Annotated in this window: 26 protein-coding genes; 17 read left to right on the top strand and 9 right to left on the bottom strand. The window is 60.5% G+C overall.

Annotated features, from left to right (window positions below):
• Positions 1 to 25 precede the first annotated feature (25 nt).
• The gene (locus DLM_RS12525) at positions 26 to 316 is read right to left on the bottom strand and encodes a glycine zipper domain-containing protein (RefSeq protein ID WP_089086059.1); all 291 of its coding nucleotides are present in this window, start codon (positions 314 to 316) and stop codon (positions 26 to 28) included.
• Positions 317 to 599: 283 nt separating this feature from the next.
• Positions 600 to 929, bottom strand: coding sequence for a DUF2249 domain-containing protein (locus DLM_RS12520; protein WP_089086060.1), 330 nt, complete (start codon positions 927 to 929; stop codon positions 600 to 602).
• 454 nt (positions 930 to 1383) lie between these two features.
• On the opposite strand from DLM_RS12520, the gene DLM_RS12515 reads away from it, so the two are divergent.
• Genes DLM_RS12515 through DLM_RS12500 form a run of 4 tightly spaced genes read left to right on the top strand, consistent with a single transcriptional unit; the run spans position 1384 to position 4922 of the window.
• Positions 1384 to 2022, top strand: coding sequence for a paraquat-inducible protein A (locus DLM_RS12515; RefSeq protein WP_089086061.1), 639 nt, complete (start codon positions 1384 to 1386; stop codon positions 2020 to 2022).
• Positions 2004 to 2669 carry a paraquat-inducible protein A gene (locus tag DLM_RS12510; protein WP_089086062.1) on the top strand — a complete coding sequence of 222 codons (666 nt, stop codon included), beginning with the start codon at positions 2004 to 2006 and terminating at the stop codon, positions 2667 to 2669. Before DLM_RS12515 ends, DLM_RS12510 begins: the two co-directional genes overlap by 19 nt.
• 13 nt (positions 2670 to 2682) lie before the next feature.
• The gene (locus tag DLM_RS12505) at positions 2683 to 4317 is read left to right on the top strand and encodes an intermembrane transport protein PqiB (protein WP_231959851.1); all 1635 of its coding nucleotides are present in this window, start codon (positions 2683 to 2685) and stop codon (positions 4315 to 4317) included.
• Entirely contained in the window at positions 4314 to 4922 is a 609-nt protein-coding gene (locus tag DLM_RS12500) for a PqiC family protein (RefSeq protein WP_089086064.1), read from the top strand. The genes DLM_RS12505 and DLM_RS12500 overlap by 4 nt, the downstream gene beginning before the upstream one ends.
• Here the strand turns inward: DLM_RS12500 and DLM_RS12495 are convergent.
• Both DLM_RS12495 and DLM_RS23080 read right to left on the bottom strand, forming a co-directional pair.
• The gene (locus DLM_RS12495; protein ID WP_089086349.1) at positions 4919 to 6421 is read right to left on the bottom strand and encodes an amidase; all 1503 of its coding nucleotides are present in this window, start codon (positions 6419 to 6421) and stop codon (positions 4919 to 4921) included. The two genes, DLM_RS12500 and DLM_RS12495, sit on opposite strands and share 4 nt — an antisense overlap.
• Positions 6405 to 6650: a hypothetical protein gene (locus tag DLM_RS23080; protein WP_145985848.1), complete on the bottom strand. Its 246-nt coding sequence runs from the start codon at positions 6648 to 6650 to the stop codon at positions 6405 to 6407. The genes DLM_RS12495 and DLM_RS23080 overlap by 17 nt, the downstream gene beginning before the upstream one ends.
• Here DLM_RS23080 and DLM_RS12490 point away from each other — a divergent pair.
• The 4 genes from DLM_RS12490 (at position 6639) to DLM_RS12475 (ending at position 10928) form a co-directional block, all read left to right on the top strand.
• Complete coding sequence (locus DLM_RS12490; protein ID WP_145985847.1) at positions 6639 to 7589, top strand: DMT family transporter; 951 nt, start codon at positions 6639 to 6641, stop codon at positions 7587 to 7589. The two genes, DLM_RS23080 and DLM_RS12490, sit on opposite strands and share 12 nt — an antisense overlap.
• Positions 7590 to 8025: 436 nt before the next feature.
• Positions 8026 to 8754, top strand: a complete 729-nt coding sequence (locus tag DLM_RS12485) for a pseudouridine synthase (protein WP_089086066.1) — start codon at positions 8026 to 8028, stop codon at positions 8752 to 8754.
• A gap of 119 nt (positions 8755 to 8873) precedes the next feature.
• The gene (locus DLM_RS12480) at positions 8874 to 9803 is read left to right on the top strand and encodes an alpha/beta fold hydrolase (protein WP_167467102.1); all 930 of its coding nucleotides are present in this window, start codon (positions 8874 to 8876) and stop codon (positions 9801 to 9803) included.
• Between the two features lie 66 nt (positions 9804 to 9869).
• Positions 9870 to 10928, top strand: a complete 1059-nt coding sequence (locus DLM_RS12475; protein WP_089086068.1) for a hypothetical protein — start codon at positions 9870 to 9872, stop codon at positions 10926 to 10928.
• Here DLM_RS12475 and DLM_RS12470 read toward each other — a convergent pair.
• Both DLM_RS12470 and DLM_RS12465 read right to left on the bottom strand, forming a co-directional pair.
• Entirely contained in the window at positions 10920 to 11240 is a 321-nt protein-coding gene (locus DLM_RS12470) for a putative zinc-binding protein (RefSeq protein ID WP_420000696.1), read from the bottom strand. The two genes, DLM_RS12475 and DLM_RS12470, sit on opposite strands and share 9 nt — an antisense overlap.
• A 117-nt stretch (positions 11241 to 11357) precedes the next feature.
• Positions 11358 to 12512 (bottom strand): alkaline phosphatase family protein, encoded by a 1155-nt coding sequence (locus DLM_RS12465; protein WP_231959850.1) that lies wholly within the window; start codon positions 12510 to 12512, stop codon positions 11358 to 11360.
• 138 nt (positions 12513 to 12650) lie between these two features.
• Here DLM_RS12465 and DLM_RS12460 point away from each other — a divergent pair, with 138 nt between their 5' ends.
• Positions 12651 to 12998 (top strand): YkgJ family cysteine cluster protein, encoded by a 348-nt coding sequence (locus DLM_RS12460; protein WP_089086071.1) that lies wholly within the window; start codon positions 12651 to 12653, stop codon positions 12996 to 12998.
• 232 nt (positions 12999 to 13230) lie between these two features.
• Here the strand turns inward: DLM_RS12460 and DLM_RS12455 are convergent, their stop codons facing one another.
• Positions 13231 to 14412 (bottom strand): acetyl-CoA C-acetyltransferase, encoded by a 1182-nt coding sequence (locus DLM_RS12455; protein ID WP_089086072.1) that lies wholly within the window; start codon positions 14410 to 14412, stop codon positions 13231 to 13233.
• Between the two features lie 82 nt (positions 14413 to 14494).
• Positions 14495 to 16195: a class I poly(R)-hydroxyalkanoic acid synthase gene (locus tag DLM_RS12450; RefSeq protein ID WP_197715588.1), complete on the bottom strand. Its 1701-nt coding sequence runs from the start codon at positions 16193 to 16195 to the stop codon at positions 14495 to 14497.
• Positions 16196 to 16643: 448 nt separating this feature from the next.
• Between DLM_RS12450 and DLM_RS12445 the strand changes: the two genes are divergently transcribed.
• From DLM_RS12445 to DLM_RS12435, 3 genes are read left to right on the top strand one after another with little or no spacing between them, the layout of a single operon-like run.
• Positions 16644 to 17297, top strand: a complete 654-nt coding sequence (locus DLM_RS12445) for a fumarylacetoacetate hydrolase family protein (protein ID WP_089086074.1) — start codon at positions 16644 to 16646, stop codon at positions 17295 to 17297.
• Positions 17294 to 17704 (top strand): RNA-binding S4 domain-containing protein, encoded by a 411-nt coding sequence (locus tag DLM_RS12440; RefSeq protein WP_089086075.1) that lies wholly within the window; start codon positions 17294 to 17296, stop codon positions 17702 to 17704. Before DLM_RS12445 ends, DLM_RS12440 begins: the two co-directional genes overlap by 4 nt.
• A 57-nt stretch (positions 17705 to 17761) precedes the next feature.
• On the top strand, positions 17762 to 18943 hold the full coding sequence (locus tag DLM_RS12435; RefSeq protein WP_089086076.1) for an MFS transporter: 1182 nt from the start codon (positions 17762 to 17764) through the stop codon (positions 18941 to 18943).
• Here DLM_RS12435 and DLM_RS12430 read toward each other — a convergent pair.
• Positions 18930 to 19709, bottom strand: a complete 780-nt coding sequence (locus DLM_RS12430) for a helix-turn-helix transcriptional regulator (protein ID WP_089086077.1) — start codon at positions 19707 to 19709, stop codon at positions 18930 to 18932. The genes DLM_RS12435 and DLM_RS12430 overlap by 14 nt on opposite strands.
• A gap of 240 nt (positions 19710 to 19949) precedes the next feature.
• On the opposite strand from DLM_RS12430, the gene leuC reads away from it, so the two are divergent.
• From leuC to leuB, 5 genes are all read left to right on the top strand, one after another.
• The gene (gene leuC / locus DLM_RS12425) at positions 19950 to 21356 is read left to right on the top strand and encodes a 3-isopropylmalate dehydratase large subunit (RefSeq protein ID WP_089086078.1); all 1407 of its coding nucleotides are present in this window, start codon (positions 19950 to 19952) and stop codon (positions 21354 to 21356) included.
• Between the two features lie 19 nt (positions 21357 to 21375).
• The gene (locus DLM_RS12420; protein ID WP_089086079.1) at positions 21376 to 21513 is read left to right on the top strand and encodes an entericidin A/B family lipoprotein; all 138 of its coding nucleotides are present in this window, start codon (positions 21376 to 21378) and stop codon (positions 21511 to 21513) included.
• 83 nt (positions 21514 to 21596) lie between these two features.
• Entirely contained in the window at positions 21597 to 22241 is a 645-nt protein-coding gene (gene leuD, locus DLM_RS12415; protein WP_089086080.1) for a 3-isopropylmalate dehydratase small subunit, read from the top strand.
• 13 nt (positions 22242 to 22254) lie between these two features.
• A complete protein-coding gene (locus tag DLM_RS12410; protein WP_089086081.1) occupies positions 22255 to 23016 on the top strand; it encodes a class I SAM-dependent methyltransferase in 762 nt (253 codons plus the stop codon).
• Positions 23017 to 23060: 44 nt separating this feature from the next.
• Positions 23061 to 24125: a 3-isopropylmalate dehydrogenase gene (gene leuB / locus DLM_RS12405; RefSeq protein ID WP_089086082.1), complete on the top strand. Its 1065-nt coding sequence runs from the start codon at positions 23061 to 23063 to the stop codon at positions 24123 to 24125.
• Positions 24126 to 24134 lie beyond the last annotated feature (9 nt).

The raw sequence follows: 24134 nt of genomic DNA, 5'->3' as shown, positions 1-24134 counted from the left end.
TTTTGTCTTGTCATCCGTGCCAGGCTCAGTCGTGTTTGTCCCAGCCACGGTGACGGCCATGGTGATGACGATGATGGCGGCGTCCTTCTTCTGGCGCGGCGCGGTCCTCACGCTGGTTCTTGGTGGTGATGGCCACGCCGGTGGCGCCACCCACGGCGCTGCCGATGATGGCACCATTGCGCCCACCTACCGCATTACCCACTGCAGCGCCTGCTGCACCACCTACTGCACCACCAAGAATCGCATCTGTTGTCGAGCCAGCCTGAGCGGCAGTTGCTGCCAGGCTGAGGGCAATAATCGAAATCCACTTGTTCATTTGCATGATTTGCTGCTTTCACTGAGTAAGTGGCGGCAGTCTAGTCAAGGCGGGTCAAAACGGACAAGTGATGAAATGTTAGCAAGTATTGAAAAGTGTTTTACTGGTAATGATGCTGACATTGCTGGATGATTTTATGATTTTAAGTATTTGATATTATTGATTTTTGTATTCCATATTCCTGCAGTGGGTTTATAACAATCTGTTACAGAGTCAGGCTGGGTAAAGCCCCCGACCCTGCAACAGCCATTGTCATGTTGCGGCAGCAGCTTGCCAGCGTCTGTTACTGGCCGGAGCAGCCGCAGCCACCACCGCCGCCGCAGCCACCACCACTGGCCGGTGCGCTTTCCTGCGGCTGCCCCAGGCTGATCTGGAACTCGATCACGATCATCTCCGGCTGGCGTTCGGCGTAGCGGAAGCTAACCTGCTGGCCATAACGCTGGCGTACCTGCTCCAGCAAGGGGAGCGGGTCGTGATCGTTGACAAAGCGCATGACTTCGCCGTCGTGCAGTGATTCGAGCGCGCCAAAAATGGCGGCATGGCGGAAGCGTTTGGCGATGCCGCGGGCATCGAACAGGTAGCTGGTATTCAGTTGAGGAGCAAGTGTAGTCATGTGTTATTCCTGCATGAGGGGGTGGTGAAGCCCGGATTTTGTCGCAGGCCCAGCCTGGTTATCCTTGAGTCAGGATAAGAAATTCCGCTTTGCCGGGCTGGTGGTGTTTAGGGCGCTGAGCGTCTGCCGTGGTGGAAAAACGCAGGCGGTGCTGCCGCGATAGCCTTATTCCGCAGCGGTGTTGCGCAAAGTCGGCCCGGTCATGGTGCTGGGCTTGCTGCTGGGAGATGCCAGTCTTTGGTTTCTGGGGTGGCGGATTTAAGCGCTGTCGCCCAGCTCATGCCGCTTGGGCCGTGTCAGGCCGCCCCCCCGCGGGCTGGATGGGTGCGCCTGGCTTTGTCATGGCTTGCAGCATCAGCCGCCACTATCATGCTGGCACCTCAGTTTGCGCTTTCTGCGGTGGCAGGCAGGGCAAGCTGTCAGTGCCGTCCCGCCGGCTGTACAATAGCGCGCCATGAGCCATGAAATCAGCCCGCCAGCCGCAGCTCCACGCCTGCTGGCCTGTCACGAATGCGATCTGCTGCAGTCTGCGCCGCTACAGGTGCAGCAGGGAGTGCTGTGCTGCCGCTGCGGGTGTCAACTGCTGCCTGGCCCGGCCTACCGTCCGGCAACTTCGCTGGCACTGGTGCTGGCCGGCTTGCTGGTGTTTGTGCTGGCCAATGTGTTTCCCGTGGTCGGGCTGGAGGCGGGCGGCGTCAGAACCGCCACCACCTTGCTGGGAACGGCCTGGCAACTGTCGCAGCAGCAAATGGAGCCGGTAGCCTTGCTGGTATTGCTCACCGGTGTGCTGACGCCGGGGCTGGAGTTGCTCTGTCTGCTCTACCTGCTGCTGCCCTTGGCGCTGGGCCATGCGCCTCCGGGCTTTGCCCGCGTAATGCGCCTGGTGCGCGTGCTGCATCCATGGGGCATGGTGGAGGTCTTTCTGCTTGGGGTGCTGGTTTCGCTGGTCAAGCTGGCACATATGGCCGAAGTGCATCCCGGCATCGGTTTGTGGTCGTTTTTTGCCCTGATCCTGCTGCTGGCAGGCAATGCCAGCCGTTTTGATGCGGGTTTGTTATGGGAGCGCTATCAGTCATGCCGCGCTACCAGGTAAACAGTGCCGCCAGCCAGGGGCTGTGGACCTGCCATGGCTGCGGACAACTATGCCGCGTTGGCAGCGCGCCGGTGGACGGCACGCCCTGCTGTCCGCGCTGCGGTGCCGGGCTGCACCGGCGCAAGCCGCACAGCCTGCAATATGCCTGGGCTTTCTTGCTGGCCGCCATCGTGTGCTACATCCCGGCCAATCTGATGCCCATCATGCTGACGGAAATGCTGTCCGGCACCCAGCGCGATACCATCATGAGCGGGGTGGCCTATCTGTGGCGCAATGGCTCCTGGCCACTGGCGCTGGTGGTGTTCATCGCCAGTGTGCTGGTGCCTTTGCTGAAAATACTGTCCATGCTGCTGTTGCTGCTTACCGTGCATTGGCGTTCGCGCTGGGCACCGCGGCAGCGCACCCGCCTGTACCGCCTGCTGGAAGTGGTGGGGCCGTGGTCCATGCTGGATATCTATGTGGTGGGTTTGCTGGTTGCGCTGGTGCAATTGCAATCGCTGGCTACCATCAAGGCCGGCCCTGGTGCCGTGGCTTTTGGTGCCGTGGTGGTGCTGACCATGCTTTCTGCCATGCATTTTGATCCCAGACTGATCTGGGATGTTTTCGAGGATGATGATGAGCGACAAGCCCCTGCCGCAGACGACTGATGCACCGCACAGCGTGAGTAGCGCTGATGAAACCCGCACGCCGGATGGCGTGCCGCTGGCGGTGGCCCGTCCCGCCCGTCCCAGCCGCTGGTCGCCCTCGCTGGTGTGGCTGATTCCGCTGGTGGCGGCGCTGATTGGCGGCTATCTGGCGGTGCAGGCCATCCTGGCGCGCGGCCCCACCATCACCATTACCTTCCGCAGTGGCGAAGGGCTGGAGGCCGGCAAGACGCGCATCAAGTACAAGGATGTGGATATCGGTGAAGTCACCGCGGTGCGCATCAGCGCTGACAGCAAGAATATCGAGGCCACGGCCCAGTTGAGCAAGGAGGCCGAACGTTTTCTGGCGCGTGACAGCCGTTTCTGGATTGTGCGGCCGCGCATTGCCGGCGGCAGCGTATCCGGTTTGGGCACGCTGTTGTCCGGTGCCTATGTTGGCATGGATGCGGGCAAGAGCAGCGAGATGAGCCAGCATTTCACCGGCCTGGATGTGCCGCCCATCATCACCGGAGATCTGCCAGGCCGTCAGTTCGTGCTCAAGGCTGCGGAGCTGGGCTCACTGGATATCGGTGCGCCAGTGTATTTCCGCCGCGTACCAGTGGGGCAGGTGGTGGCCTATCAGCTGGACCGCAATGGCCGCAATGTTGACATCACCGTCTTCGTCAACGCCCCTTACGACCGTTTTGTCACGGCAGACAGCCGTTTCTGGCACGCCAGCGGAGTGGATCTCTCCATCTCGGCTAACGGACTGAAGGTGAATACCCAGTCGCTCAGCGCCATCATGCTGGGTGGGGTGGCGTTTGAAACCCCGGTTTCGCCGGAGGAGAGCAAGCAGGCGGCGACAGGCAGCACCTTCACCTTGTCCAATACCCGTGAGCAAGCCATGCAATCGCCGGACCACGAAGTGGTGCCATTGCAGCTGAAATTCCAGCAGTCAGTCCGCGGCCTGGCCGTGGGGGCACCGGTAGACTTCCGTGGCATCGTCATTGGCGAAGTCACCAGCATCGGCATGGAATACGATGCCCCGCGCAAGGACTTCAACATGCTGGTCACCATCCGTATCTTCCCCAGCCGGCTGATCAGCATGTCCAGCAATCTGAATGAAGCCCGGCTGCATCAGTTGAAGCTGGACAAGATGGTGGAGCATGGCATGCGGGCGCAGTTGCGCTCGGGCAGCTTGCTGACCGGCCAGTTGTATGTGGCGCTGGACTTCTTCCGCGATGCCAAGCCGGCGCGCCTCGGACACAGCCAGGGCATGGATGTCCTGCCCACCATTCCGGGTGATCTTGAAGAGCTGCAGGGTGTGCTGCAACGCATTGCCCGCAAGCTGGACAAGGTGCCGTTCGACAGCATAGGCCAGGAACTGGACGCCACCATCAAGGAGCTGCACGCCACACTGTCCACGGTGCAGCAGTTGGGTCATAGCCTGGATGGCAAGGTGGTGCCGCAAACCCTGCAAACCCTGCAGCAACTGCAGCAGACGCTGGATAACGCCAATCAGGCACTGCAGGCCAACTCGCCTCTGCAGCAGGATGTGCGCAAGGCTGCTCAGGAAGTGAGTGAAACCGCGCGCAGCTTCCGTGCGCTAAGTGATTATCTGGATCGCCACCCGGAAGCGCTGATCCGTGGCAAACAGGAGAACCGACCATGAACAAGCGCATGCTGACCTGCGGCATCGTGCTGTGCAGCCTGCTGCTGGCTGCTTGCAGCTCGGCCCCCATCCGTTACCACCAACTGCGGGCCAGCCTGCCGGGCGGGGCCAGTCAGCAGCCCGGAGCCGTGCTGCTAGTCGAGCAGGTCAGCCTGCCGGCGGGAACGGATCGACCGCAATTATTGCTGGAAGATGAGCAAAACCAGCCGCGCTTGCAAGAGCAGGATTACTGGACAGCCAGCCTGTCACGCCTGCTCACCCAGGCCGTGGCTGGTAATCTGGCAGAGCAATTGCGCTTGTCAACGGTGTACGCCGCCCCGCAACTGTCACTGGCCCAGCCGGATCTGTCCTTGCAGTTGGATGTCCGTGCCTTCCGCTTGCTGCCGGGGCAGGGGGCACAACTGACATCCGCCTGGCGGGTGCTGCGGCCAGGCACGCAGGAAGTGCTGCTGCGAGGTTATTTCAGCCAGCAGCAGGCACAGACTGGGCAGCAGAGTGCGCAACTGGTGGCCGCGCAACAGCAACTGGTCAATGCGCTAAGCCAGCAGATTGCCACTGCCTTGGCGGCGCATGCCGACTGGCTGTACCCGCCCGCTAAGCGCTAGCCCGCCAGGGGTGGACGACGCTGGAACCAGGGCTGGGCTTGTTCCAGCTGCGCGGCCAGTTGCAGCAGCAGTCCATCCTGCCCCATGCCCGCCACAAACTGGGTACCCACCGGGATATTGTCTGCCGTCCAGTACAGCGGCACGCTCATGGCGGGTTGGCCACTCATATTGAAGGGGATGGTCCAGCCAATGTATTCCATCAGCTTGCGCGAGTGCTCTGGCACCAGTTGGCTCAGCTTCAGTGTCCAGTCCCAGCCAAGATGACCCAGCAGCAGGGTGGACAGCGCGTCCTCGAAGCGGGAGGTGCCCAGGCTGCCAATGGCTGCCGGTAGCTGGTTCAGTACCGGTGTTACCAGTATGTCGTAGCCTTGGTGGAAGCGCTGCATATTGCGCCCCTGCCGCAGCGCAAAGTCGCGCATCCAGGCAAATTCGCCGGCAGACAGCAGCTCGCCATAACGTGCCAGCGTCCAGCTTGATGGCTCCACCAGCCGGAAGCTGGCAGGCTGGCCATACAGTTGCCGACTGTTGCGCATCAGGCAGGCCATCTCCCCGCACACCATCACCAGCATGGCGCGGCACATTTCCTCGGCAGTATCCAGCGGCGGGTGGACTTCTTCCACGCTGTGTCCCAGGCTTTCCAGCAGGCGCAGACTGTGACTGAGCGCGGCATCGCATTCGGCGTGCAGGTGGCCTCCCATCAAAGGACGGCGTGTATAAGCAATGCGCAGTTTGCCCGGTGCTTGCTGCAGGCTGGCCAGAAACGTTTGTGATGGCGGTGGGCAGTGGTAGGCATCCGCACAGTCATTACCCTGGCACAAGATATCCAGCATGGCGGCACTATCACGTACGCTGCGGGTCAGCACGTGTTCGCTGGTAAATCCCTGCCAGCTTTCCGAGCGCTCCGGGCCGCAGGGCGAGCGCCCACGGCTGGGCTTGAGCCCGAACAGCCCGCAATTGGACGCCGGGATACGGATGGAGCCGCCGCCATCCCCGCCGTGTGCAATGGCAACCATGCCGGCGGCGACGGCTGCCGCCGACCCGCCGCTGGAGCCGCCGCAAGTCAGCGCGTGGTTCCAAGGGTTACGGGTAGCGCCATGGAGTGCCGACTCGGTATAGGGGTAGAGGCCAAACTCCGGCGTGCTTGTCTTGCCGGCGAAAATCAGCCCGGCGGCACGGTAGCGCCGGACCAGCTCGGCATCCTGTTGCGGAATATACCCGGCACACAGGCGGCTGCCATTGCTGGTGGGGATGCCGGCGACATCCGCCAGCAGGTCTTTGAGCAGGATGGGCAGGCCGGCCAGCGGGCTGGCGCCTGGCGGTGGCACTTGCCGGTCAGCACTGTCATCCAGGCGCAGGACAAGCGCATTGAGTGCCGGATTGCGGCTGTCCATCCTTTCCCGCGCCGCGCGCAGCAGTTCGCCTTGACTGATCTGCCCGCTTGCCAACAAGCCGGCCAAAGACAGGCCATCGTGTTCTTCGTAGTCAGGGAAAAATGCCATGCTCTGTTCCTGATGCTGAACCAAAGCATTCAGCATAATCGCTTTTGCCAGCGCATGCCGGTTTTGCAATTGCTTGCATTGAAATGTGTGGAATTAAAATTAAATTGCCACTTATTAAAAAATAATGATGTATATTTTTTAATGAAGAGTTTTTTTTGAATTTATATAGCGTCGTGCTTGGGTAGAATCTACCGCATCCTCCATCTTGCCCATCATCATGACCCGTCATCCGGCTTCTTCACGCTCTGCCTATGTCCTGCTGGTGCTGACCATGCTGCTGTGGTCTACCAATTTTGTCATCGCCCGTGCCATGCATGGCCAGATCGGGCCATTTGGTCTGGCTTTCGGGCGCTGGGCCATTGCCTTGCTCTGCCTGCTGCCGTTTGGCCTGCCGCGGCTGCGCCCAGCCTGGCCGCTACTGCGCCGGCAATGGCAGAAGCTGCTGCTGTTGGGCATGTTCGGCATCGGGCTGACCAATACCCTGGTGTATGTGGCCGTACGCACCACCACGGCCACCAACGCCGTCATTCTCAATAGCGCCACGCCGATGATGGTGCTGGTATTGGGTTCGCTGTATTTCCGGCAAAAACTGGCGCGCCGGCAGTGGGCCGGCATGCTGGTGGCCATGGCCGGTGCCTTGCTGATTGTGCTCAAGGGTGATGTGTTGGGCATGAGCGCTGTCCAGTTCAGTCATGGCGATCTGCTGGTGCTGGCGGCTGGCTTGTGCTGGGCGGTGTATACCCTGGGGCTGCGCACCCTGCTGCCGGGGCTGGATGCCTTGGTGATGATGATGGTGTTGTTGTTTGTGGGCGAATGCATGCTGCTGCCGGCATTCGTGCAGGAAACCTGGCAGGCCGGCGGCTTTCATTTATTATCCCTGCCGGCAGGGGCCGCCTTGCTGTATCTGGGCGTTTTCCCCTCGGTACTGGCTTTCCTGATGTATAACCGCGCCATTGCCCAGGTGGGGGCGGCCAAGGCGGCAGGCTTTCTCTATCTGATGCCTGCTTTTGGCGCGGTGCAGTCCATCCTGCTGCTGGGGGAGGAATTGCACTGGTACCATGTGGCGGGTCTGTCCGCCATCTTTGCCGGCATCGTGCTAGGCTCGCTCAGCCGTCGCCCCGCCAGCTCAAGCCAGGTAGTGACGGGCAAGCTGTCTGCTGCCGAGTAAAGCGGCGATGTGGTGTTGACTACGGATTTCTACGGATGGTGAAAAAGGCAGCTTCCCACTAAAGTTACGTCTGTTGGCAGTGCCCGTACTTATTGGATCTCCTGCAGTACCTGCCAACCTTAATTTTGCTTAGTAGTTGAAGTACCTCTGGCTTTTGTTCCTCTTCAGTATTGGCTATAGCTCGGCCCGGTGATTCCTCCCCGTTTCACCGGGCATTTTCTTGCCTGTCTTTCGCTCCCATATTGGTTTTCCTTGCCGCGGCGGCACTGCGCCCGCAGTTGGCGTGCAGTGGTAATCATGGTCAGCCTGCGGTCTATCCCCTACAATAGCGGCAGATCAACAGCGGCTGTGCCGGTGGTGACGTGCAGTCCGGCGCTGCTCCGGCAGACAACACGGCATCGGTGCTACCCGCTTTTTTTATTACAGGATGCTTTACATGGAACCCGTACGCCTTTCCAAGCGGATGGCCGAACTGGGTATTTGCTCCCGTCGCGAGGCGGACAGCTATATCGAACAAGGCTGGGTCAAAGTAGACGGCGAAGTGGCCGTGCTTGGCCAGAAAGTGCTGCCGCACAACACGATTGAAGTGCTGAAGAAGGCCCAGGATGCTCAGTCCTCACGCGTGACCATTTTACTTAACAAGCCGGTGGGCTATGTTTCGGGTCAGGCCGAGAAAGGCTATCTGCCGGCGGTGACTCTGGTCAAACCGGAAAACCATTGGTCGGAAGATCCCAGCAAAAAACGCTTCATCCCCGCCCATTTGCGAGGGCTGGCACCGGCCGGGCGGCTGGATATCGATTCGGTGGGCTTGCTGGTGCTGACGCAAGATGGCCGTGTGGCCAAGCACATCATTGGCGAGAACTCCACGGTGGAGAAAGAATATCTGGTGCGGGTGACTGGTGAGCTGAGCGAACGTGGTCTGGCCTTGCTCAATCACGGCCTGTCGCTGGATGGCGAGGCGCTTAAACCGGCTGAAGTTGCCTGGCAGAATGAAGATCAGCTGCGCTTTGTCCTGCGAGAAGGCAAAAAGCGTCAGATTCGCCGCATGTGCGAACTGGTAGGCTTGCGCGTGGTGGGTCTTAAGCGTATCCGTATCGGTACGATCAAGCTGGGCAACCTGCCAACCGGGCAGTGGCGCTACCTGCGTGACGACGAGATGTTCTGATCAGCACAGGCCGGGGTGGGCCGGCATGCGGCAACGGCGACCAGTGGTCGCCGTTTTGCATTGCAATATCCGACTTGGATTTGGCGGGCTGGCGTGACATTATCAAGCCCATGAACCCGATGCTGACGATATTGCTGGCACTACTGGCCGGCCTGATCCTGTTTTGTGTTTTCCCTTCTGCCTCCGGGCATTGGCTGCTGCGTGGCAGTTTGCGCCTGATGGGATTTCGCAGCCGCCGGCTGGCTTTGCCTGGCGGAGAGCTGGCATATCTGGAGGGGGGCAGTGGCCCCAGCCTGTTGCTGATTCACGGCTTTGGCGGCGATGGCCCAACCAGTTGGGGTCGCGTCATGTCGGCACTGGCAAAAGGCCATCATGTCCTGGTGCCGGATTTACTCTGGTTTGGTCGCAGTCATGTGGCAGGTGAGCCGGGATTGCTGGCGCAGGCGGATGCACTGCAAGCACTGATTCTTGCCCGTGTGCCGGACACCGTGCAGTTGGTGGGCTTGTCCTATGGCGGTTTCGTTGCCTTGGAACTGGCACGGCGCATGCCAGAGAAGGTTGCACGCTTGGTCATCATGGCATCACCGGGCATGGCCTATACGCCGGACGATCAGCAGGAGCTGCTTGCGCGGGCGCAGGTGCAAAGTGCCGAGCAATTATTCGTACCCAACGATGTACAGGCGCTGGCACGCATGATGGCGCTGGTGGGTAGCCCGCTGGCGAATGCGCCGCAGTTTTTGCTGCGCGATGTCTGGCAGTTTTATTACCGCGATCGCGTACCGCAGTTGCGGGCCCTGATGCAGGAGCTGGCCACCGGCCAGCAGGCCCATGTTGAGCGCCTCAGTCAGCCTCTGGCCATGCCGGTTGCGGTGATCTGGGGTTCGCAAGACGAAATCTTTCCATTGCATATCGGCCAGCGGCTGGCATCCTTGCTGGATGCCCCGCTGGTAACCATCGATGGTGGCACGCATGTGCTGCCTGTGGTGTCTGCCGGACAAACCGCGGCTGCCTTGCAGGATATTTTGCAGGCCGCTGCACCCGGGACTTGATCCAGTGCAGCAGCCCGGTGGCCAATATCGGGCATACTGCTGACTTTGTCTGAAGGAGAGGTGCCAATGCTGGACTGGCTATGGCAGAAACTGGGCCTGGATGCGGCTTCAAAGCAGAAGAAAGCGGATTTGCTGCAGGCCATCGAGACGGTGATTACTGGCTGTGATGGCCGTCTCAAACTGCTGCCGGGCTATCAGCAGCGCTTGCTTCCCGGCATCGGGCAGACGCTGGACTATCTGGCCGGCCTGCCTTGGCAGCGCATCCCCCCGCTGGAACTGTCCTTGCGCAGTTTTGCCACCGACCGCAGGCTAGGCCTGCTGTTTTCCAGCCCGCTCAGCCTGCTGCTATGCCTGAAAGGCAGTGCTCCCTTGCAGGCGTTCTTCCTCTCGGCCAGCCAGGGCGATGAGGCTTGGGCCATCATGAGCATGTGTAAAAGCGAGAACGTGCGCTTTGGCATGGTGGAGCACAATGGTGAAATCTGCAGTGATGTTGCCCAACAGGTTGTCAGTTTCGACCAGCACCGCCTGATTGATCCTTCTGCCAGTGCGGAGGATTTGCAGCAGAGCACCCGACACCGGGGCCTGGCCGTCCTGGTGGCCGTGATAGACCGGCGCATCAAGCTGTTGCAGCAAATGCGGCTGGATCTGCAGGCCGAGCTGGGCCAGATTCAGCTGAAACTGGCGACCTTCGGCCATGCCGGGCGGGTGGTGATTGATGCAACTGGCGGTGCCGGTACTGTCGCCAGCTTGCAGCTATCTGATGTCCAGGCACTGCGCCAGCGCGAGGCCGCAGTACAACAGCAGCTACAGCCGCTGGCACGCTTGACCGAGCTGGATGGCATTCTGGAAGTGGTGCGCGAGGTGCTGGAGCAGCCACAAGGCTTTTTCCATGTCGAGGCACAAACCATCTATCTCAATCGCATGGGCGTGTTGCATGAGCGTCTGGATGCGGACGATGTCACCGCCTTGTGCTACGAGCAGGTGGTATTGGGGCAGTTGCAGCCGATTTCGCGGGTATTGATGCCGGTTTATGTCCAGCGCCAGCACGTGCAAGAGCTGGAACAGCAGTTTGCCGATGAGCTTGCCACACTGGAGCAGCAGCAACTGCAAGGTGGCTTATTCTGATTGCCGGCCGGACAGTGCCGCGGCGCTGTCCCGGATGAGTGGCCAGATTTCCTCTGCCTGACTCACCGCATAAGCCTGATGCTTGTATTTGACCACCCCCTGGTCAGATAGCAACAAGGCATGGTCGGCCTGCACGCCAGCCCGGTTTAGACAGGCTTGTACACAGGACAGGCGGCATCCATCCAGCGCCAGGATGGGACGGCCGGATTGTGCCAGTCTTACCAGTCCGGGTACGCCGCCGCCGACACCGGCAATGCAGGACATTTCCGCCAGACCTTCCCGGTCCAGACGCAGCGCAAGGTCATTGGCCATCTGGGCTGCGCTGGAGCAGCCGGAGCAAGCATAGACCAGAGGGAATCTATTGGATGTCATGCCTCATTGTGCGATGCATGCCGGGCAAAGCGGTATCGGTCGCAGGCATCGGTCCGGCTACTCCTTCCGGGGGAGGCGCAGGATCAAGGGCACCGTCATTTCTGCTGCGCTGACGCCACCATGCTGGCCGGGCAGATGAAGTGCTTTCTCTTGCGGCAGCGTGTCGCGGATGCTCCAGTCATCGCGCGCCAGCAAGGTGACGTCACCGCAACGGCTTGCCAATTGTGGATGTGGCTCACCAGGGCCGAACACACCCGCCTGCAGCAACTGCTGGCTATCCACCACCCAGCAAGCATGGCCTAGTTGCTGTCGGGCCAGACTGATGAAGGCGTCGCGCAGCCCCGGTTTTAGGTGGCAGAACGCGGCACGGCGCTCACCTGACAGCGGCTGGGCCAGCATGGTGTACAAGGCCGGAAAATCTTCATCCAGGCTGATCTGCCGTGTGGCGGGCGTATCGATGAAACCATGGTCGGCGCTGGCCAGCAGTACGCTGTCGGTCTGATCGGCAATCTCGCTCAAGCGGGCGAAGGCCACGTCCAGCCGGTCAAACAGGGCCTGCACGGCGGGAGAGTGGCAGCCTTGCCGATGCATCAGGCTGTCCAGTTGTGGCAAGTAGAGGTAATGAAAACCCGGTGCTTGATTTTGTTGCAGGTGCTCTGCCAGCAGGTCAAAAGCATCTTCGATGTCACGATAGCCGGTACGCTGCATATTCCCGGCGTGGTGCAGGCTGTAGGGGGAGTCGGCGATATAGTGCGGTTGCAGTATTTCTGCCGCGCGCCCCAGTTGTGGCAGCACCGGTGGGCAAACCAGCAAGCGGCTGGCCAGTTGTGCCGGTGTCAGCATAGTGCCAACCGGATGTCGCACCGTCATTGGCAGCGGGGCCACGATACTCTGCTGTCCGGCCTCCTTATCATTGCAATACAGATGCCAGCCAATCAAACCATGGCTGGCAGGCGACTGACCGGTCAGCAAGGTGGTGATGGCCGCGGCGGTGGTGGCCGGAAACACGCTGCTCAGCGTGCTGCACTGATGGCGGCGCAGTGCGCTGTCCGGGCCAAGTGTGTCCAGTTGCCGTGAGCCCAGTCCGTCAATCAGAAGCAGCACCACATGCCGGTGCCGGGCAATGCCGGCCAGCCAGGGGTGGTGTAGTCCGGCGTGACCGCCGGTGGGGCCTCCCAGCTCACTACTCAGGCTGGCAAGCAAATTGAGCAAGCTGCCACCGTGGTAATCAGGCCAATGGCTACCAGGGAAAAGGGCAGAGAGCGATGAGGGCATGGCGACTCGCAATACGGCTGAAATTCACTCAGCTTACAGGCATACTGTGCCGACTTGAATCACTGGTTTAACCGTATGTCCCAAGCCGAGCAAAACATCTGTCAGCGTTGCGGTGCCTGCTGCGCCGCCTTTCGGGTGAGTTTTCATTACTCAGAACTGGACACCGAGCCGGGTGGCCGGGTGCCGGCAAGGCTGGCCGATGAGGAAACCGCCACTACCATGCGCATGCGTGGCACTGACTATGCGCGTCCGCGCTGTATTGCGCTGGTTGGCAAGATAGGAGAGTCGGTCCGCTGTGGTATTTACAGTGAGCGGCCTTCGCCTTGTCGCGAGTTTGGTGCCCGCGCCAGTATTGGCATTTATGAGGCAGCCTGTAATCGCGCACGGGCGCAAAACGGCTTGCCGCCTTTACAACTGGACTAAAAGCTGGGTATTTCCGCTGGGAATCCGTTGATTGCCCGCTATTCTGAAAAAACGTAAGGCACGGTAGGAAAGTACCCTACTAACTTCCGTAATGTCTCCACCTCGGTCGGCCACAGGGCGGTTGACCGAAACTGCCCCGGCTTGTATGCCGGGGCTTTTTTTGCGCAGGCTAAAACGAAAAAACCGGGCAGGCTGCCCGGTTTGTTCCAGCCGCAACGGCCAGCGTTGCTGCTTACGGACGTTCCACTGCCAGTGCCACACCCATGCCACCGCCAATGCACAGGGTTGCCAGGCCTTTCTTGGCGTCACGGCGTTGCATTTCGTGCAGCAGGGTCACCAGCACGCGGCAGCCGGATGCGCCAATCGGATGGCCCAGGGCAATGGCACCGCCGTTGACGTTGACTTTATCGGCAGACCAGCCCAGCTCGCGCGCCACGCCCAGTGCTTGTGCCGCGAAAGCTTCGTTGGCCTCTACCAGATCCAGTTGCTCAATGGTCCAGCCGGCTTTTTCCAGTACCTTGCGCGTGGCAGCCACCGGGCCGATGCCCATGACTTCGGGCGCGCAACCCGTCAGGGCATAGCCACGAATCACGGCCAGCGGCTTCAGACCCAACTGGTCAGCCTTGGCGGCGGTCATCAGCATCACGGCAGCTGCACCGTCATTGATGCCGGAGGCGTTGCCGGCGGTTACGGTGCCATCTTTCTTGAAGGCCGGGCGCAGCTTGGCCAGCGTCTCGGCAGTGGTGCCAGCCTTGATGTATTCGTCAGCATCAACGGCTACCGGGTCGCCCTTGCGCTGCGGTACCAGCACCGGAACGATTTCATCCTTGAACTTGCCAGCCTTCTGCGCGGCTTCGGCGCGGTTTTGCGAGGCCAGTGCCAGTGCATCCTGTTCTTCGCGGCTGATGCTGTATTTTTCTGCCACGTTTTCCGCAGTAATGCCCATGTGGTACTGGTTGTAAACGTCGGTCAGACCATCAGCCACCATGGTGTCCACCAACTGGGCATTGCCCATGCGGAAGCCATCACGCGAGCCCGGCAGGATGTGCGGGGACAGCGACATGTTTTCCTGACCACCGGCGATCACGATTTCGGCATCGCCATTGGCAATGGCCTGGGCTGCCAGATGGACGGCACGCAGGCCGGAGCCGCATACCACGTTGAGGGTGGAGGCAGGCGTGGTAATCGGCAGGCCGGCCTTGATCAGAGCCTGGCGGGCGGGGTTCTGGCCAACGCCGGCAGTCAGTACCTGACCCAGAATCACTTCACTCACGTCTTCCGGCTTAACGCCGGTCTGGGCCAGCAGGCCCTTGATGACGGTGGCACCCAGCTCGGGAGCGGGTACCTTGGACAGTGCACCACCAAAGCTGCCGACGGCAGTGCGCAGGGCGGCAACAATCACGATTTCTTGCATAGCTAACTCTCCGTTATGGTTCTGCGGTGGGGGCCCCTGTCAGGAGCATGTGCCCGGCATACATGTGCCGGGCATCGGGTAATTACTGCAAGCTGGCCACTGTGCTGGGCATGGCTTTGGCCAGAACATAGGTACCGGGCGCAGCCACCAGTGCCGGGAATTCCTTGCTGCCGGCAGCTTTGGGGGCGGCAACCTTTTTGCCCGATTGCGGGGCCAACCAGTTGTCCCAGTCTTTCCACCAACTGCCCGGACGGCTTTCCGCGCCTTCCAGCCACACTTCCGGATCGTCCACCAGGTTGTCATTCACCCAGTAGTTACGCTTGTCCTTGGTAACCGGATTGATGGAGCCGGCGATATGGCCGGATGCGCCGAGGACAAAGCGGCGCGACGGTGCGCCGGTCAGGTACTTGATGCCGGAGAAGGCCGACTTCCACGGCACGATGTGGTCTTCGCGCGCGGCAAACACGTACAGCGGGATGTCCAGCTTGCTGATGTCGATGGGCACATCGCACAGGGTGATGGCATTTTTCTTCACCAGCGCATTGTTCAGGTAGAACTGGCGCAGGAAGAAGGTATGCATCGGCAGCGGCAGGTCAACGGCGTCGTTGTTCCAGTACAAGAGGTCGAACGGAGCCGGCGTCTTGCCCAGCAGGTAGTTGTTGACCACGTAGTTCCATACCAGGTCATTGGCGCGCAGGCTGGCGAAGGTACGGCCGATTTCCTTGCCGCTGACAATGCCGCCATGGGTAAGCTTGGCTTCACGGCTGGCAACCAGGTTTTCGTCGATAAAGACCTTGATTTCACCCGGCTCCGCGTGGTCAATCAGCGAGGTCATGAAGGTGGCGCTGTCAATCAGCTTGATGCCCTTGGCCTGCATCACACACAAGGACGTGTTGAGGATGACGCCGCCCACGCAGAAGCCCAAGGCGTTCATGCTCGGTTGCTTGGTGATTTTCTTGACGGTTTCCGCCGCGGCAATCACGCCTTTTTCGATATAGCTTTCCCAGGTGAAATGCTTCATTTCCGGTACAGCCGAGCGCCAGCTGATCAGGAATACCTTGTAACCCTGGGCGACAAAGTGGCGCACCATGGAGTTGTCCGGCTGCAAGTCCATCAGGTAGTACTTATTGATGCAGGGCGGTACGATCAGCAGCGGCTTTTCATATACCTCGGCAGTGGTCGGGGTGTATTGGATCAGCTCGATCAGCTCGTTGCGGAAAACCACTTCGCCCGGCGTGGTGGCGATATTCTTGCCGATCTCGAACTTGCTTTCGTCCGACATCGAGATATGGCCCTTCTGGATGTCTTCGGCCATGTTCTTCATGCCTTCCACCAGGCTTTCGCCCTTGGTTTCCAGCGCCCGCTTGATGACTTCCGGGTTGGTCAGCATGAAGTTGGTGGGTGCCATCGCGTCCAGATACTGGCGGGTGGCAAAAGCCAATTTTTCCTTGGATTCTTCTTCCAGCTGGGATTGATCAACCAGCTCGGTCATCCATTTGGATGTTTGCAGATAGCTTTGTTTCAGGAAGCTATAGAACGGATGTTCATTCCATTCCGGTGCGGTAAAGCGGCGATCGGTACTGGCGGCTGGGGCTGCTGTGGTCTCGGCCGGTTTCTGGCCCAGAAATTGCAGCCACATATTCATTTGCTGCTGGTAGAGATTGGTTTGCATGGCCAGCATCTGGTTGGTGTTGTTCACCATCTGGTTCCAGGCACCGGAAATAGGATTGGCTGCTGCATCCAGCGGCATACCTGCGGTCATCGAATTGACAAACTGCTGCATCCACTGTTGGTTGGCCTCGGAGAGGCTGGAGAAGAAACTCTCCAGGGAAGCGGTCGTGTCCTGAGTCAAGGTAAATCTCCTTAACATGCCGTGAGTGGTGGGTGGATACGTGCTGCCCGGCTTGCTTGGGCGGGTGTTGCCGTCGCCGGGGTACTCGCTGACTGTAACAGGACTGTATGACAATTTCACCGGCTGGTGGTAAGCCGCGGTGAAAAAATCCATGGTGAGCTCAGGGCTGTTGCGGCAATGCACAATTCATGTCCATGTTCTTAACCAAATGACATGGTGCTTGTCCAGGCTTCATTTGATGTCATTGTCCTGATTTTGTCAGGGCGGCAGAATGGTAGCAGGTAATATGCTGGCAATGACATTAGTATAACTGCGTGCATGCTCCCGCAAGCCGCTTACATCTGGGATAATCGCACGCTTGAACGGTAAGGAGTACACCATGGCAGTTGTGATGCTGGAAGGCGTGGAGCAGCAAGTCAGCAATATTTTCTGCATTGGCCGCAATTACGCGGCACATGTGGCGGAGCTGGGCAATCAGTTGGAAGAAGAACCGCTGGTATTCCTCAAGCCCACTTCCTCCCTCACGCGCAGCGGGCGGGACATCGTGCTGCCGGCCTATTCCTCCGATGTACACCATGAGTGCGAGCTGGTGCTGCTGATTGGCAAGGGCGGCAGTGATATTGCCGTTGCGGATGCGCTGTCTCACGTTGCTGGCGTGGGCATTGGTCTGGACCTGACCGCGCGCGATGTGCAAAGTGAGGCCAAGCAGGGCGGCAAGCCCTGGACCAAGGCCAAGGGCTTCCGTCACGCGGCTTGTGTGTCTGATTTTGTTGCCGCTTCCCGTCTGGAGCTGGCTAAGCCATTTCACTTCAGCCTGCAGGTGAATGGTGCCACCCGTCAGCAGGGTGATACCAGCCTGATGTTGTATCCGCTGGCCATCATCATCAGTTATCTGTCGCAGACTTACGGCCTGACGGCGGGCGATCTGGTCTACACCGGCACGCCGCAAGGTGTGGCAGCCCTGCACGCGGGGGATGTGCTGCATCTGCAATTGGACGGTGTGCTAAGTGCCGACTGGACGGTGGCCGCATGAGCCGCCCGCGTGAGCAGGACGAAGACGACGGCAAGGTGCGGCTGGACAAATGGCTGTGGGCGGCGCGTTTTTACAAGACGCGCCAACTGGCGCATGAGGCGCTGGAGCTGGGCCGGGTGCTGGTGAATGGCGAGCGGGTGAAGGCTTCGCGCATCGTGCGCGAGGGGGATGAACTGCTGCTGCGCATCAACCAGCTGGAATACCGCATTACCGTGCTGCAATTGGCCACCCAGCGTCGTCCGGCCAAGGAGGCCGTGCTGATGTACCAGGAGGACGAAGCGAGCAAGGCTGAGCGCGAAGAGCGCATGCTGCTGCTGAAGGCCGAACATGCCAGTTTCCCGCATGGCGAAGGCCGTCCCACCAAGAAAGCCCGGCGCGATATTTCCCGCTTCAAGGGCTCCCTGTAATGACCATGTCACCGTTCCAGATGCCGGGCGGTGGCAGCTTTATCTGATTGTGTATTGATGTCTGCCTCATCTGCTGTTGCTGCGCCCTCCCTGCGTCCTTTTGCGCTGTTCTATTTTGCCTATTTCGCCTTTCAGGGCTTGTTCGGCCCGTTCTGGGGCTTGTATCTGGAATCGCTGTCATTCTCTGCACTGCAGATTTCCGTGCTGATGGCACTGTCCACGCTGGCGCGTATCGTGGCTCCCGGCTTCTGGGGCTGGCTGGCAGACCGGCAAGGGCGGCGACGGGCCATCATCATCAGCACCTCGCTGTGTTCGGCATTGGCCTTTGCGCTGGTGGGGCTGGGTAATGGCTTCTGGTGGATTTTCACCAGTCTGGCGGTATCGCATTTCTTTTGGGCCGGGGCCTTGCCGCTGGTGGAAGCCAGCACGGCCTACCTCACGCGTGCCCAGCCGGGCCGCTACAGCCGGGTACGGGTGTGGGGCTCCATCGGCTTTGTCTGCCTGTCCATGGTGGGCGGCTATGTGCTGGACCTGATCCATCTGGCTAATCTGCCCTGGGCCTTGCTGCTGTTGCTGGCATGCATCGTGTTGGCAGGCTGGTTCGTGCCGGACGTCAGCAACCCTCGCCATCATCAAGCGGCCGGGCCGATCTGGCAGACCTTGCGCCAGCCACGCGTACTGGCCTTGTTTGCCTGTTGCTTCCTGATGGCTTATGCCCACGGGCCTTATTACACTTTTTATTCCATCGGCCTGCGCCATGCCGGCTATGACAAGGGTGCCATCGGCTTGTTGTGGTCGGTGGGGGTGATCAGCGAAATCCTGGTGTTCCTGCTGATGCCGCGCATCATGGGTCGCTTTGCGCTGGAGCGGCTGATGTTGGCTTCACTGCTGACCGCCGTATTGCGCTTTGTGTTGATTGCCTGTGCGGTGGAGCAGCCGGTGCTGGCGGTGCTGGCGCAAAGCATGCATGCGCTGACCTTCGGCCTGCACCATGCCACTTCGGTGGGGCTGATTCACCGCCTGTTTGCCCAGCAGCACCAGGGCCGGGCGCAGGGCTTATACATCATTGCCTCGTTTGGTGTGGGCGGCAGTTCCGGCGGGCTGGTTGGCGGTTTGTTGTGGCCGCACGGCGGCATGTTGCCGACGTTTGGCATGTCGGTAGTGGCTGCCGCGCTGGGCGTGCTGGTGTGCCTGCGCTGGTTGCGGCCGGAACCCTGCGCCAAACCTACAGCAGCATGATCAGCTTCAGTTCCGGCGCTGCAGCCAGATTCAGCGTCAGTTGCTGATACACCAGACGGCCGCGTTGCGGATGGTTGAAGGCGCGTTCGCCGCCTTCGCGGCCTTGCACGTCATGCTGCTGCCACAGCGTATCGAATTCCGCGCTGCCCTGGCGCAGGGTGTCCAGCCATTGCCGGATGCTGTTTTCCTCCAGCCGCTCACCCGCATCGGCGCGAAACTCTGCCACCATGCGCCGCGCCCGTACCGGCCAGTCTTCCACCAGTTGACGTGACTCGGTGCGCAAAAACATGAAATCCAGCAAATTGTGCCGTGCCAGCGGCTGGTCCAGCCAGCCACTGAACAATTCCGCCGCCAGCGTATTCCAGGCCAGCGCATCCCAGTTGGCATCCAGCACGTAAGCCGGAGCGCCGATGACATCTACCGCGTCACGCAAGGCCTGACGCGATTGCGGATTGCGTTCGACAGGCCTGTCCTGCGGGTTTTTCAGTCCGGCCAGCTTGAACAGGTAATCGCGCTCGGCATGGGTCAGCAGCAGGGCATCGGCCAGACGTGACAGGGTGGGGGCGGATACCGACTGGCTGCGCCCCTGTTCAATCCAGGTCAGCCAGGTGGGGCTGATGCCGCACAGGGCGGCGACTTCTTCGCGCCGCAAGCCCTTGGCACGGCGTCGGCTGCCCGCTGGCAGGCCGGCTTGTTGTGGGCTGACCCGTTCGCGATGGGCGCGGATGAATTCGCCCAGCGGGCTGGTGGTTTTGCTTTGGCTCATGCGGATTCCTGATGGCGTTTCCACTTTAACGTGGTAGTGCTGGTACTAGTATAAACGCTTATCTTGTACTAGGAAAAAAGCTGCGCGATGATGTGTGCCAACAGCAGCCGAACTCTGTGGCGCACAACGGCCAAGGCGGTCAGGACAGCCTTGTAGCAGTAGTGAGCAGCGTGACAGAATGGCTGCCTTGTATCCGGCAAACCGGCGGTGTTGCAACCGCCATTTCACGAGCAGGAAGCCATGACAGCACAAACTCTTTACGACAAGCTCTGGTCCAGCCATGTAGTGCGGGAAGAGGCCGACGGCACGGTTCTTCTTTATATCGACCGTCACCTGGTGCATGAAGTCACCAGCCCGCAAGCCTTTGAAGGCCTGAAACTGGCCGGGCGCGGCCTGTGGCGTGTGGACTCGGTGGTATCCACCGCCGACCACAACACCCCGACCGATCACTGGGACGAAGGCATCAAGGACCCGATCTCCCGTCAGCAGGTGGAAACCCTGGACGCCAACATCAAGTCCTTTGGCGCGCTGGCTTACTTCCCGTTCAAAGACAAGGGGCAGGGCATTGTGCATGTGATGGGGCCGGAACAGGGCGCCACCTTGCCGGGCATGACCGTGGTCTGTGGTGACAGCCACACCTCCACCCACGGTGCCTTCGGTGCGCTGGCACACGGCATCGGCACTTCGGAAGTGGAACACGTGATGGCCACCCAGTGCCTGGTAGCCAAGAAGTCCAAGAACATGCTGGTGAAGGTGAATGGCCCGCTGCCTGCCGGCATTACCGGCAAGGACGTGGCGCTGGCGATTATTGGAAAAATCGGCACCGCCGGCGGTACCGGCTATGCCATCGAGTTCGGTGGCGAGGCCATTCGCAGCCTGTCGATGGAAGGCCGCATGACCTTGTGCAATATGGCCATCGAAGCCGGTGCCCGTTCCGGCATGGTGGCGGTGGATGAAAAGACCATCGACTACGTCAAGGGCCGTCCGTTTGCCCCCACCGGCGCGCAGTGGGATGCTGCCGTGGCTTACTGGAACACCCTGCATTCCGATGAAGGCGCGCATTTCGACGCCGTGGTTGAACTGGAAGCCAGCGACATCAAGCCACAAGTGACCTGGGGCACCTCGCCGGAAATGGTGACCGATATCGACGGCATCGTGCCAGACCCGGCTGCCGAAGCCGACCCGGTGAAGAAGGGCAGTATTGAACGCGCGCTGGCCTATATGGGTCTGACCGCCAATACCCCGGTGAAAGACATTCCGGTCGACATCGTGTTTATCGGTTCCTGTACCAATTCCCGCATTGAAGACCTGCGTGAAGCCGCTGCGGTAGCGCGTGGCCGTAAAAAGGCAGCCAGTGTGAAGCAAGTGCTTGTGGTGCCGGGTTCCGGCCTGGTGAAGGCGCAGGCCGAAGCCGAAGGGCTGGACAAGATTTTCATCGCGGCAGGTTTCGAATGGCGCGAGCCGGGTTGCTCCATGTGCCTGGCCATGAATGCCGACCGCCTGCAACCGGGCGAGCGTTGCGCCTCCACCTCCAACCGCAACTTCGAAGGCCGCCAGGGGCAGGGTGGGCGTACCCATCTGGTCAGCCCGGCCATGGCGGCTGCGGCAGGGGTGACCGGCCATTTTGTTGATATCCGTAGCCTGTAACCACCAGAGGAGTCTCGATATGAAACAGTTGATGCTGATTGTGCTGGCGACAGTGGCCCTCACCGCCTGCAATACCATACGTGGCGTAGGTCAGGATGTTTCCAAGGGCGGGCAGGCGATAGAAAACGCCGCCAAGGATGTTTCCAACAAATTGTAGATTGGTCAAAGCGCGGAGCAGCTCCTTGCTCCGCCCTGCCGAACAAAAGCGATGGGCCGTGCAGCCCGTGAAATGGCATAGTGATGAAAGCATTTACTACCCTGAGTGGACTGGTTTGTCCGCTTGATCGTGCCAATGTCGATACCGACGCGATCATCCCCAAGCAGTTTCTCAAGTCGATCAAGCGCTCCGGCTTTGGTCCCAACCTGTTTGACGAGTGGCGCTATCTGGACCACGGCGAACCGGGCATGGACAACAGCAAGCGCCCGCTGAACCCCGACTTTGTGCTCAACTTCCCGCGCTACGCCGGTGCGCAAGTGCTGCTGGCGCGTGAAAACTTCGGCTGTGGTTCCAGCCGCGAACACGCACCGTGGGCGCTGGACGACCAGGGCTTCCGCGTGGTGATCGCGCCCAGCTTTGCCGACATCTTCTTCAACAACTGCTACAAGAACGGCCTGTTGCCCATTGTGCAGCCGGCTGAAGTGGTGGATCAGCTGTTCCGCGAATGCGAAGCCAGCGAAGGCTACCGCCTGACGGTGGATCTGCAAGCGCAGACCATCACCACCCCGTCCGGCCAGTCGTTTGCCTTTGACATCACCGAGCACCGCAAGCACTGCCTGCTGGGTGGTCTGGATGAAATCGGCCTTACCTTGCAGCACGCGGAAGAAATCAAATCTTACGAGGCGGCCCGCCGCCAGTCCCAGCCCTGGTTGTTCCACCAGGCCTGAACAGGAGAATGACATGAGCCAGAGCGCACACGCAGAACACGTCCAGCAACAATTCGGTGCCCAGGCCGCGGCCTACCTGCACAGCCAGGTACACGCCCAGGGCGCGGAGTTTGCCCAGCTACAGCAAGCCGTGCGCGAGCACGGCGCAGCGCGGGTGCTGGACCTGGGCTGCGGTGCCGGCCATGTCAGCTTCCAGTTGGCCGAACACGCCGCCAGCGTGGTGGCCTACGACTTGTCCGCCAGCATGCTGCAGGTAGTGGCGGACGAGGCGGCATCCCGTGGCCTGGGCACGCTCACCACCCGGCAAGGCGCGGCCGAACAACTCCCATTTGCCGATGGCGAATTCGACTTTGTGTTCAGCCGCTACTCCGCCCACCACTGGGGCGATCTGGGCCTGGCGCTGCGCGAGGCGCGCCGGGTGCTCAAACCCGGTGGCAAGCTTGCCTTCATCGACGTGATGTCGCCCGGCCAGCCGCTGCTGGATACCTATCTGCAAGCAGTGGAAGTGCTGCGCGATACCAGCCATGTCCACAACTACGCCATGGCCGAATGGCTGGCCGCGTTGAGCGGTGCCGGCTGGCAAGTGCAGCAGGTGACGCGGCAAAAGCTGCGGCTGGAATTTGGCGTATGGGTGGAACGCATGCGCACACCGCAAACCATGCGCGAGGCCATTCGCCTGCTGCAGCAGTCGGTGGGGCAGGAAGTGCGCGACTACTACGCCATCGAGGCCGATGGCAGCTTTACCGTCGACGTGATCGTACTGTGGGCAGCGTGAAGATTTCAAAATACTCAGTAATCAGAGACAGCAAAGGATAAATCATGAAAATCGCCGTATTGCCGGGTGACGGCATTGGTCCGGAAATCATTGCCCAGGCACGTCGCGTGCTGGATGTACTGCGTCAGGACGGCCTGCCGATCGAGCTGGAAGAAGCCCCGCTGGGCGGTGCCGGCTATGACGCCTATGGCGTGCCGTATCCGGAATTCACCCAGAAACTGTGCCGTGCAGCCGACGCCGTGCTGCTCGGCGCGGTAGGCGGCCCGCAATACGACACGCTGGATCGCCCGCTGCGTCCCGAGCGCGGTCTGCTGGCCATCCGCAAGGACCTGAACCTGTTTGCCAACCTGCGTCCGGCCATCCTGTACCCGGAACTGGCCAATGCCTCCACCCTGAAGCCGGAAGTGGTGTCGGGTCTGGACATCATGATCGTGCGCGAACTCACCGGTGACATCTACTTTGGTCAGCCGCGTGGCATGGGTGTGAACGAACAGGGCGAGCGCGAAGCCTTCAACACCATGCGCTACAGCGAAAGCGAAGTGCGCCGCATCGCTCACGTTGCCTTCGGCATTGCCATGAAGCGCAACAAGAAGCTGTGTTCGGTCGACAAGGCCAATGTGCTGGAAACCACCGAGTTCTGGAAAGAAATCATGATCGACGTGGCGCGCGAATACCCGCAGGTAGAGCTGAGCCACATGTATGTGGACAATGCCGCCATGCAGCTGGTGCGCAACCCCAAGCAGTTCGACGTGATGGTGACTGGCAACATCTTTGGCGACATCCTGTCCGACGAAGCCTCCATGCTCACCGGCTCCATCGGCATGCTGCCGTCGGCCTCGCTGGACCAGAACAACAAGGGCCTGTACGAGCCTTCGCACGGTTCCGCACCGGACATCGCCGGCAAGAACCTGGCCAATCCGCTGGCCACCATCCTGTCTGCCGCCATGATGCTGCGCTACACCTTCGCCCAGGAAGAAGCCGCCCAGCGCGTGGAAAATGCGGTCAAGACCGTACTGGCCCAAGGCTACCGCACTGGCGACATCTTTGAAGCCGGCTGCCAGAAAGTCAGCTGCTCCGGCATGGGTGACGCAGTGGTGGCAGCGCTGTAAAAAAAACTT

The organism is Aquitalea magnusonii, assembly GCF_002217795.2.
Lineage (GTDB): Bacteria > Pseudomonadota > Gammaproteobacteria > Burkholderiales > Chromobacteriaceae > Aquitalea > Aquitalea magnusonii_B.
The sequence above is the reverse complement of the archived record's forward strand: the minus strand, read 5'-3'. Positions and strand labels throughout refer to the sequence as shown.

Bases quoted from the DNA above. Each gene is read 5' to 3' on its own strand.
- DLM_RS12525 (WP_089086059.1), bottom strand. From the start codon at position 316: ATGAACAAGTGGATTTCGATTATTGCCCTCAGCCTGGCAGCAACTGCC.
- DLM_RS12520 (WP_089086060.1), bottom strand. From the start codon at position 929: ATGACTACACTTGCTCCTCAACTGAATACCAGCTACCTGTTCGATGCC.
- DLM_RS12515 (WP_089086061.1), top strand. From the start codon at position 1,384: ATGAGCCATGAAATCAGCCCGCCAGCCGCAGCTCCACGCCTGCTGGCC.
- DLM_RS12510 (WP_089086062.1), top strand. From the start codon at position 2,004: ATGCCGCGCTACCAGGTAAACAGTGCCGCCAGCCAGGGGCTGTGGACC.
- DLM_RS12500 (WP_089086064.1), top strand. From the start codon at position 4,314: ATGAACAAGCGCATGCTGACCTGCGGCATCGTGCTGTGCAGCCTGCTG.
- DLM_RS12495 (WP_089086349.1), bottom strand. From the start codon at position 6,421: ATGGCATTTTTCCCTGACTACGAAGAACACGATGGCCTGTCTTTGGCC.
- DLM_RS12490 (WP_145985847.1), top strand. From the start codon at position 6,639: ATGACCCGTCATCCGGCTTCTTCACGCTCTGCCTATGTCCTGCTGGTG.
- DLM_RS23080 (WP_145985848.1), bottom strand. From the start codon at position 6,650: ATGACGGGTCATGATGATGGGCAAGATGGAGGATGCGGTAGATTCTAC.
- DLM_RS12485 (WP_089086066.1), top strand. From the start codon at position 8,026: ATGGAACCCGTACGCCTTTCCAAGCGGATGGCCGAACTGGGTATTTGC.
- DLM_RS12480 (WP_167467102.1), top strand. From the start codon at position 8,874: ATGCTGACGATATTGCTGGCACTACTGGCCGGCCTGATCCTGTTTTGT.
- DLM_RS12475 (WP_089086068.1), top strand. From the start codon at position 9,870: ATGCTGGACTGGCTATGGCAGAAACTGGGCCTGGATGCGGCTTCAAAG.
- DLM_RS12470 (WP_420000696.1), bottom strand. From the start codon at position 11,240: ATGGCCAATGACCTTGCGCTGCGTCTGGACCGGGAAGGTCTGGCGGAA.
- DLM_RS12460 (WP_089086071.1), top strand. From the start codon at position 12,651: ATGTCCCAAGCCGAGCAAAACATCTGTCAGCGTTGCGGTGCCTGCTGC.
- DLM_RS12455 (WP_089086072.1), bottom strand. From the start codon at position 14,412: ATGCAAGAAATCGTGATTGTTGCCGCCCTGCGCACTGCCGTCGGCAGC.
- DLM_RS12450 (WP_197715588.1), bottom strand. From the start codon at position 16,195: ATGCAGCAGTTTGTCAATTCGATGACCGCAGGTATGCCGCTGGATGCA.
- DLM_RS12445 (WP_089086074.1), top strand. From the start codon at position 16,644: ATGGCAGTTGTGATGCTGGAAGGCGTGGAGCAGCAAGTCAGCAATATT.
- DLM_RS12440 (WP_089086075.1), top strand. From the start codon at position 17,294: ATGAGCCGCCCGCGTGAGCAGGACGAAGACGACGGCAAGGTGCGGCTG.
- DLM_RS12435 (WP_089086076.1), top strand. From the start codon at position 17,762: ATGTCTGCCTCATCTGCTGTTGCTGCGCCCTCCCTGCGTCCTTTTGCG.
- DLM_RS12430 (WP_089086077.1), bottom strand. From the start codon at position 19,709: ATGAGCCAAAGCAAAACCACCAGCCCGCTGGGCGAATTCATCCGCGCC.
- leuC (WP_089086078.1), top strand. From the start codon at position 19,950: ATGACAGCACAAACTCTTTACGACAAGCTCTGGTCCAGCCATGTAGTG.
- DLM_RS12420 (WP_089086079.1), top strand. From the start codon at position 21,376: ATGAAACAGTTGATGCTGATTGTGCTGGCGACAGTGGCCCTCACCGCC.
- leuD (WP_089086080.1), top strand. From the start codon at position 21,597: ATGAAAGCATTTACTACCCTGAGTGGACTGGTTTGTCCGCTTGATCGT.
- DLM_RS12410 (WP_089086081.1), top strand. From the start codon at position 22,255: ATGAGCCAGAGCGCACACGCAGAACACGTCCAGCAACAATTCGGTGCC.
- leuB (WP_089086082.1), top strand. From the start codon at position 23,061: ATGAAAATCGCCGTATTGCCGGGTGACGGCATTGGTCCGGAAATCATT.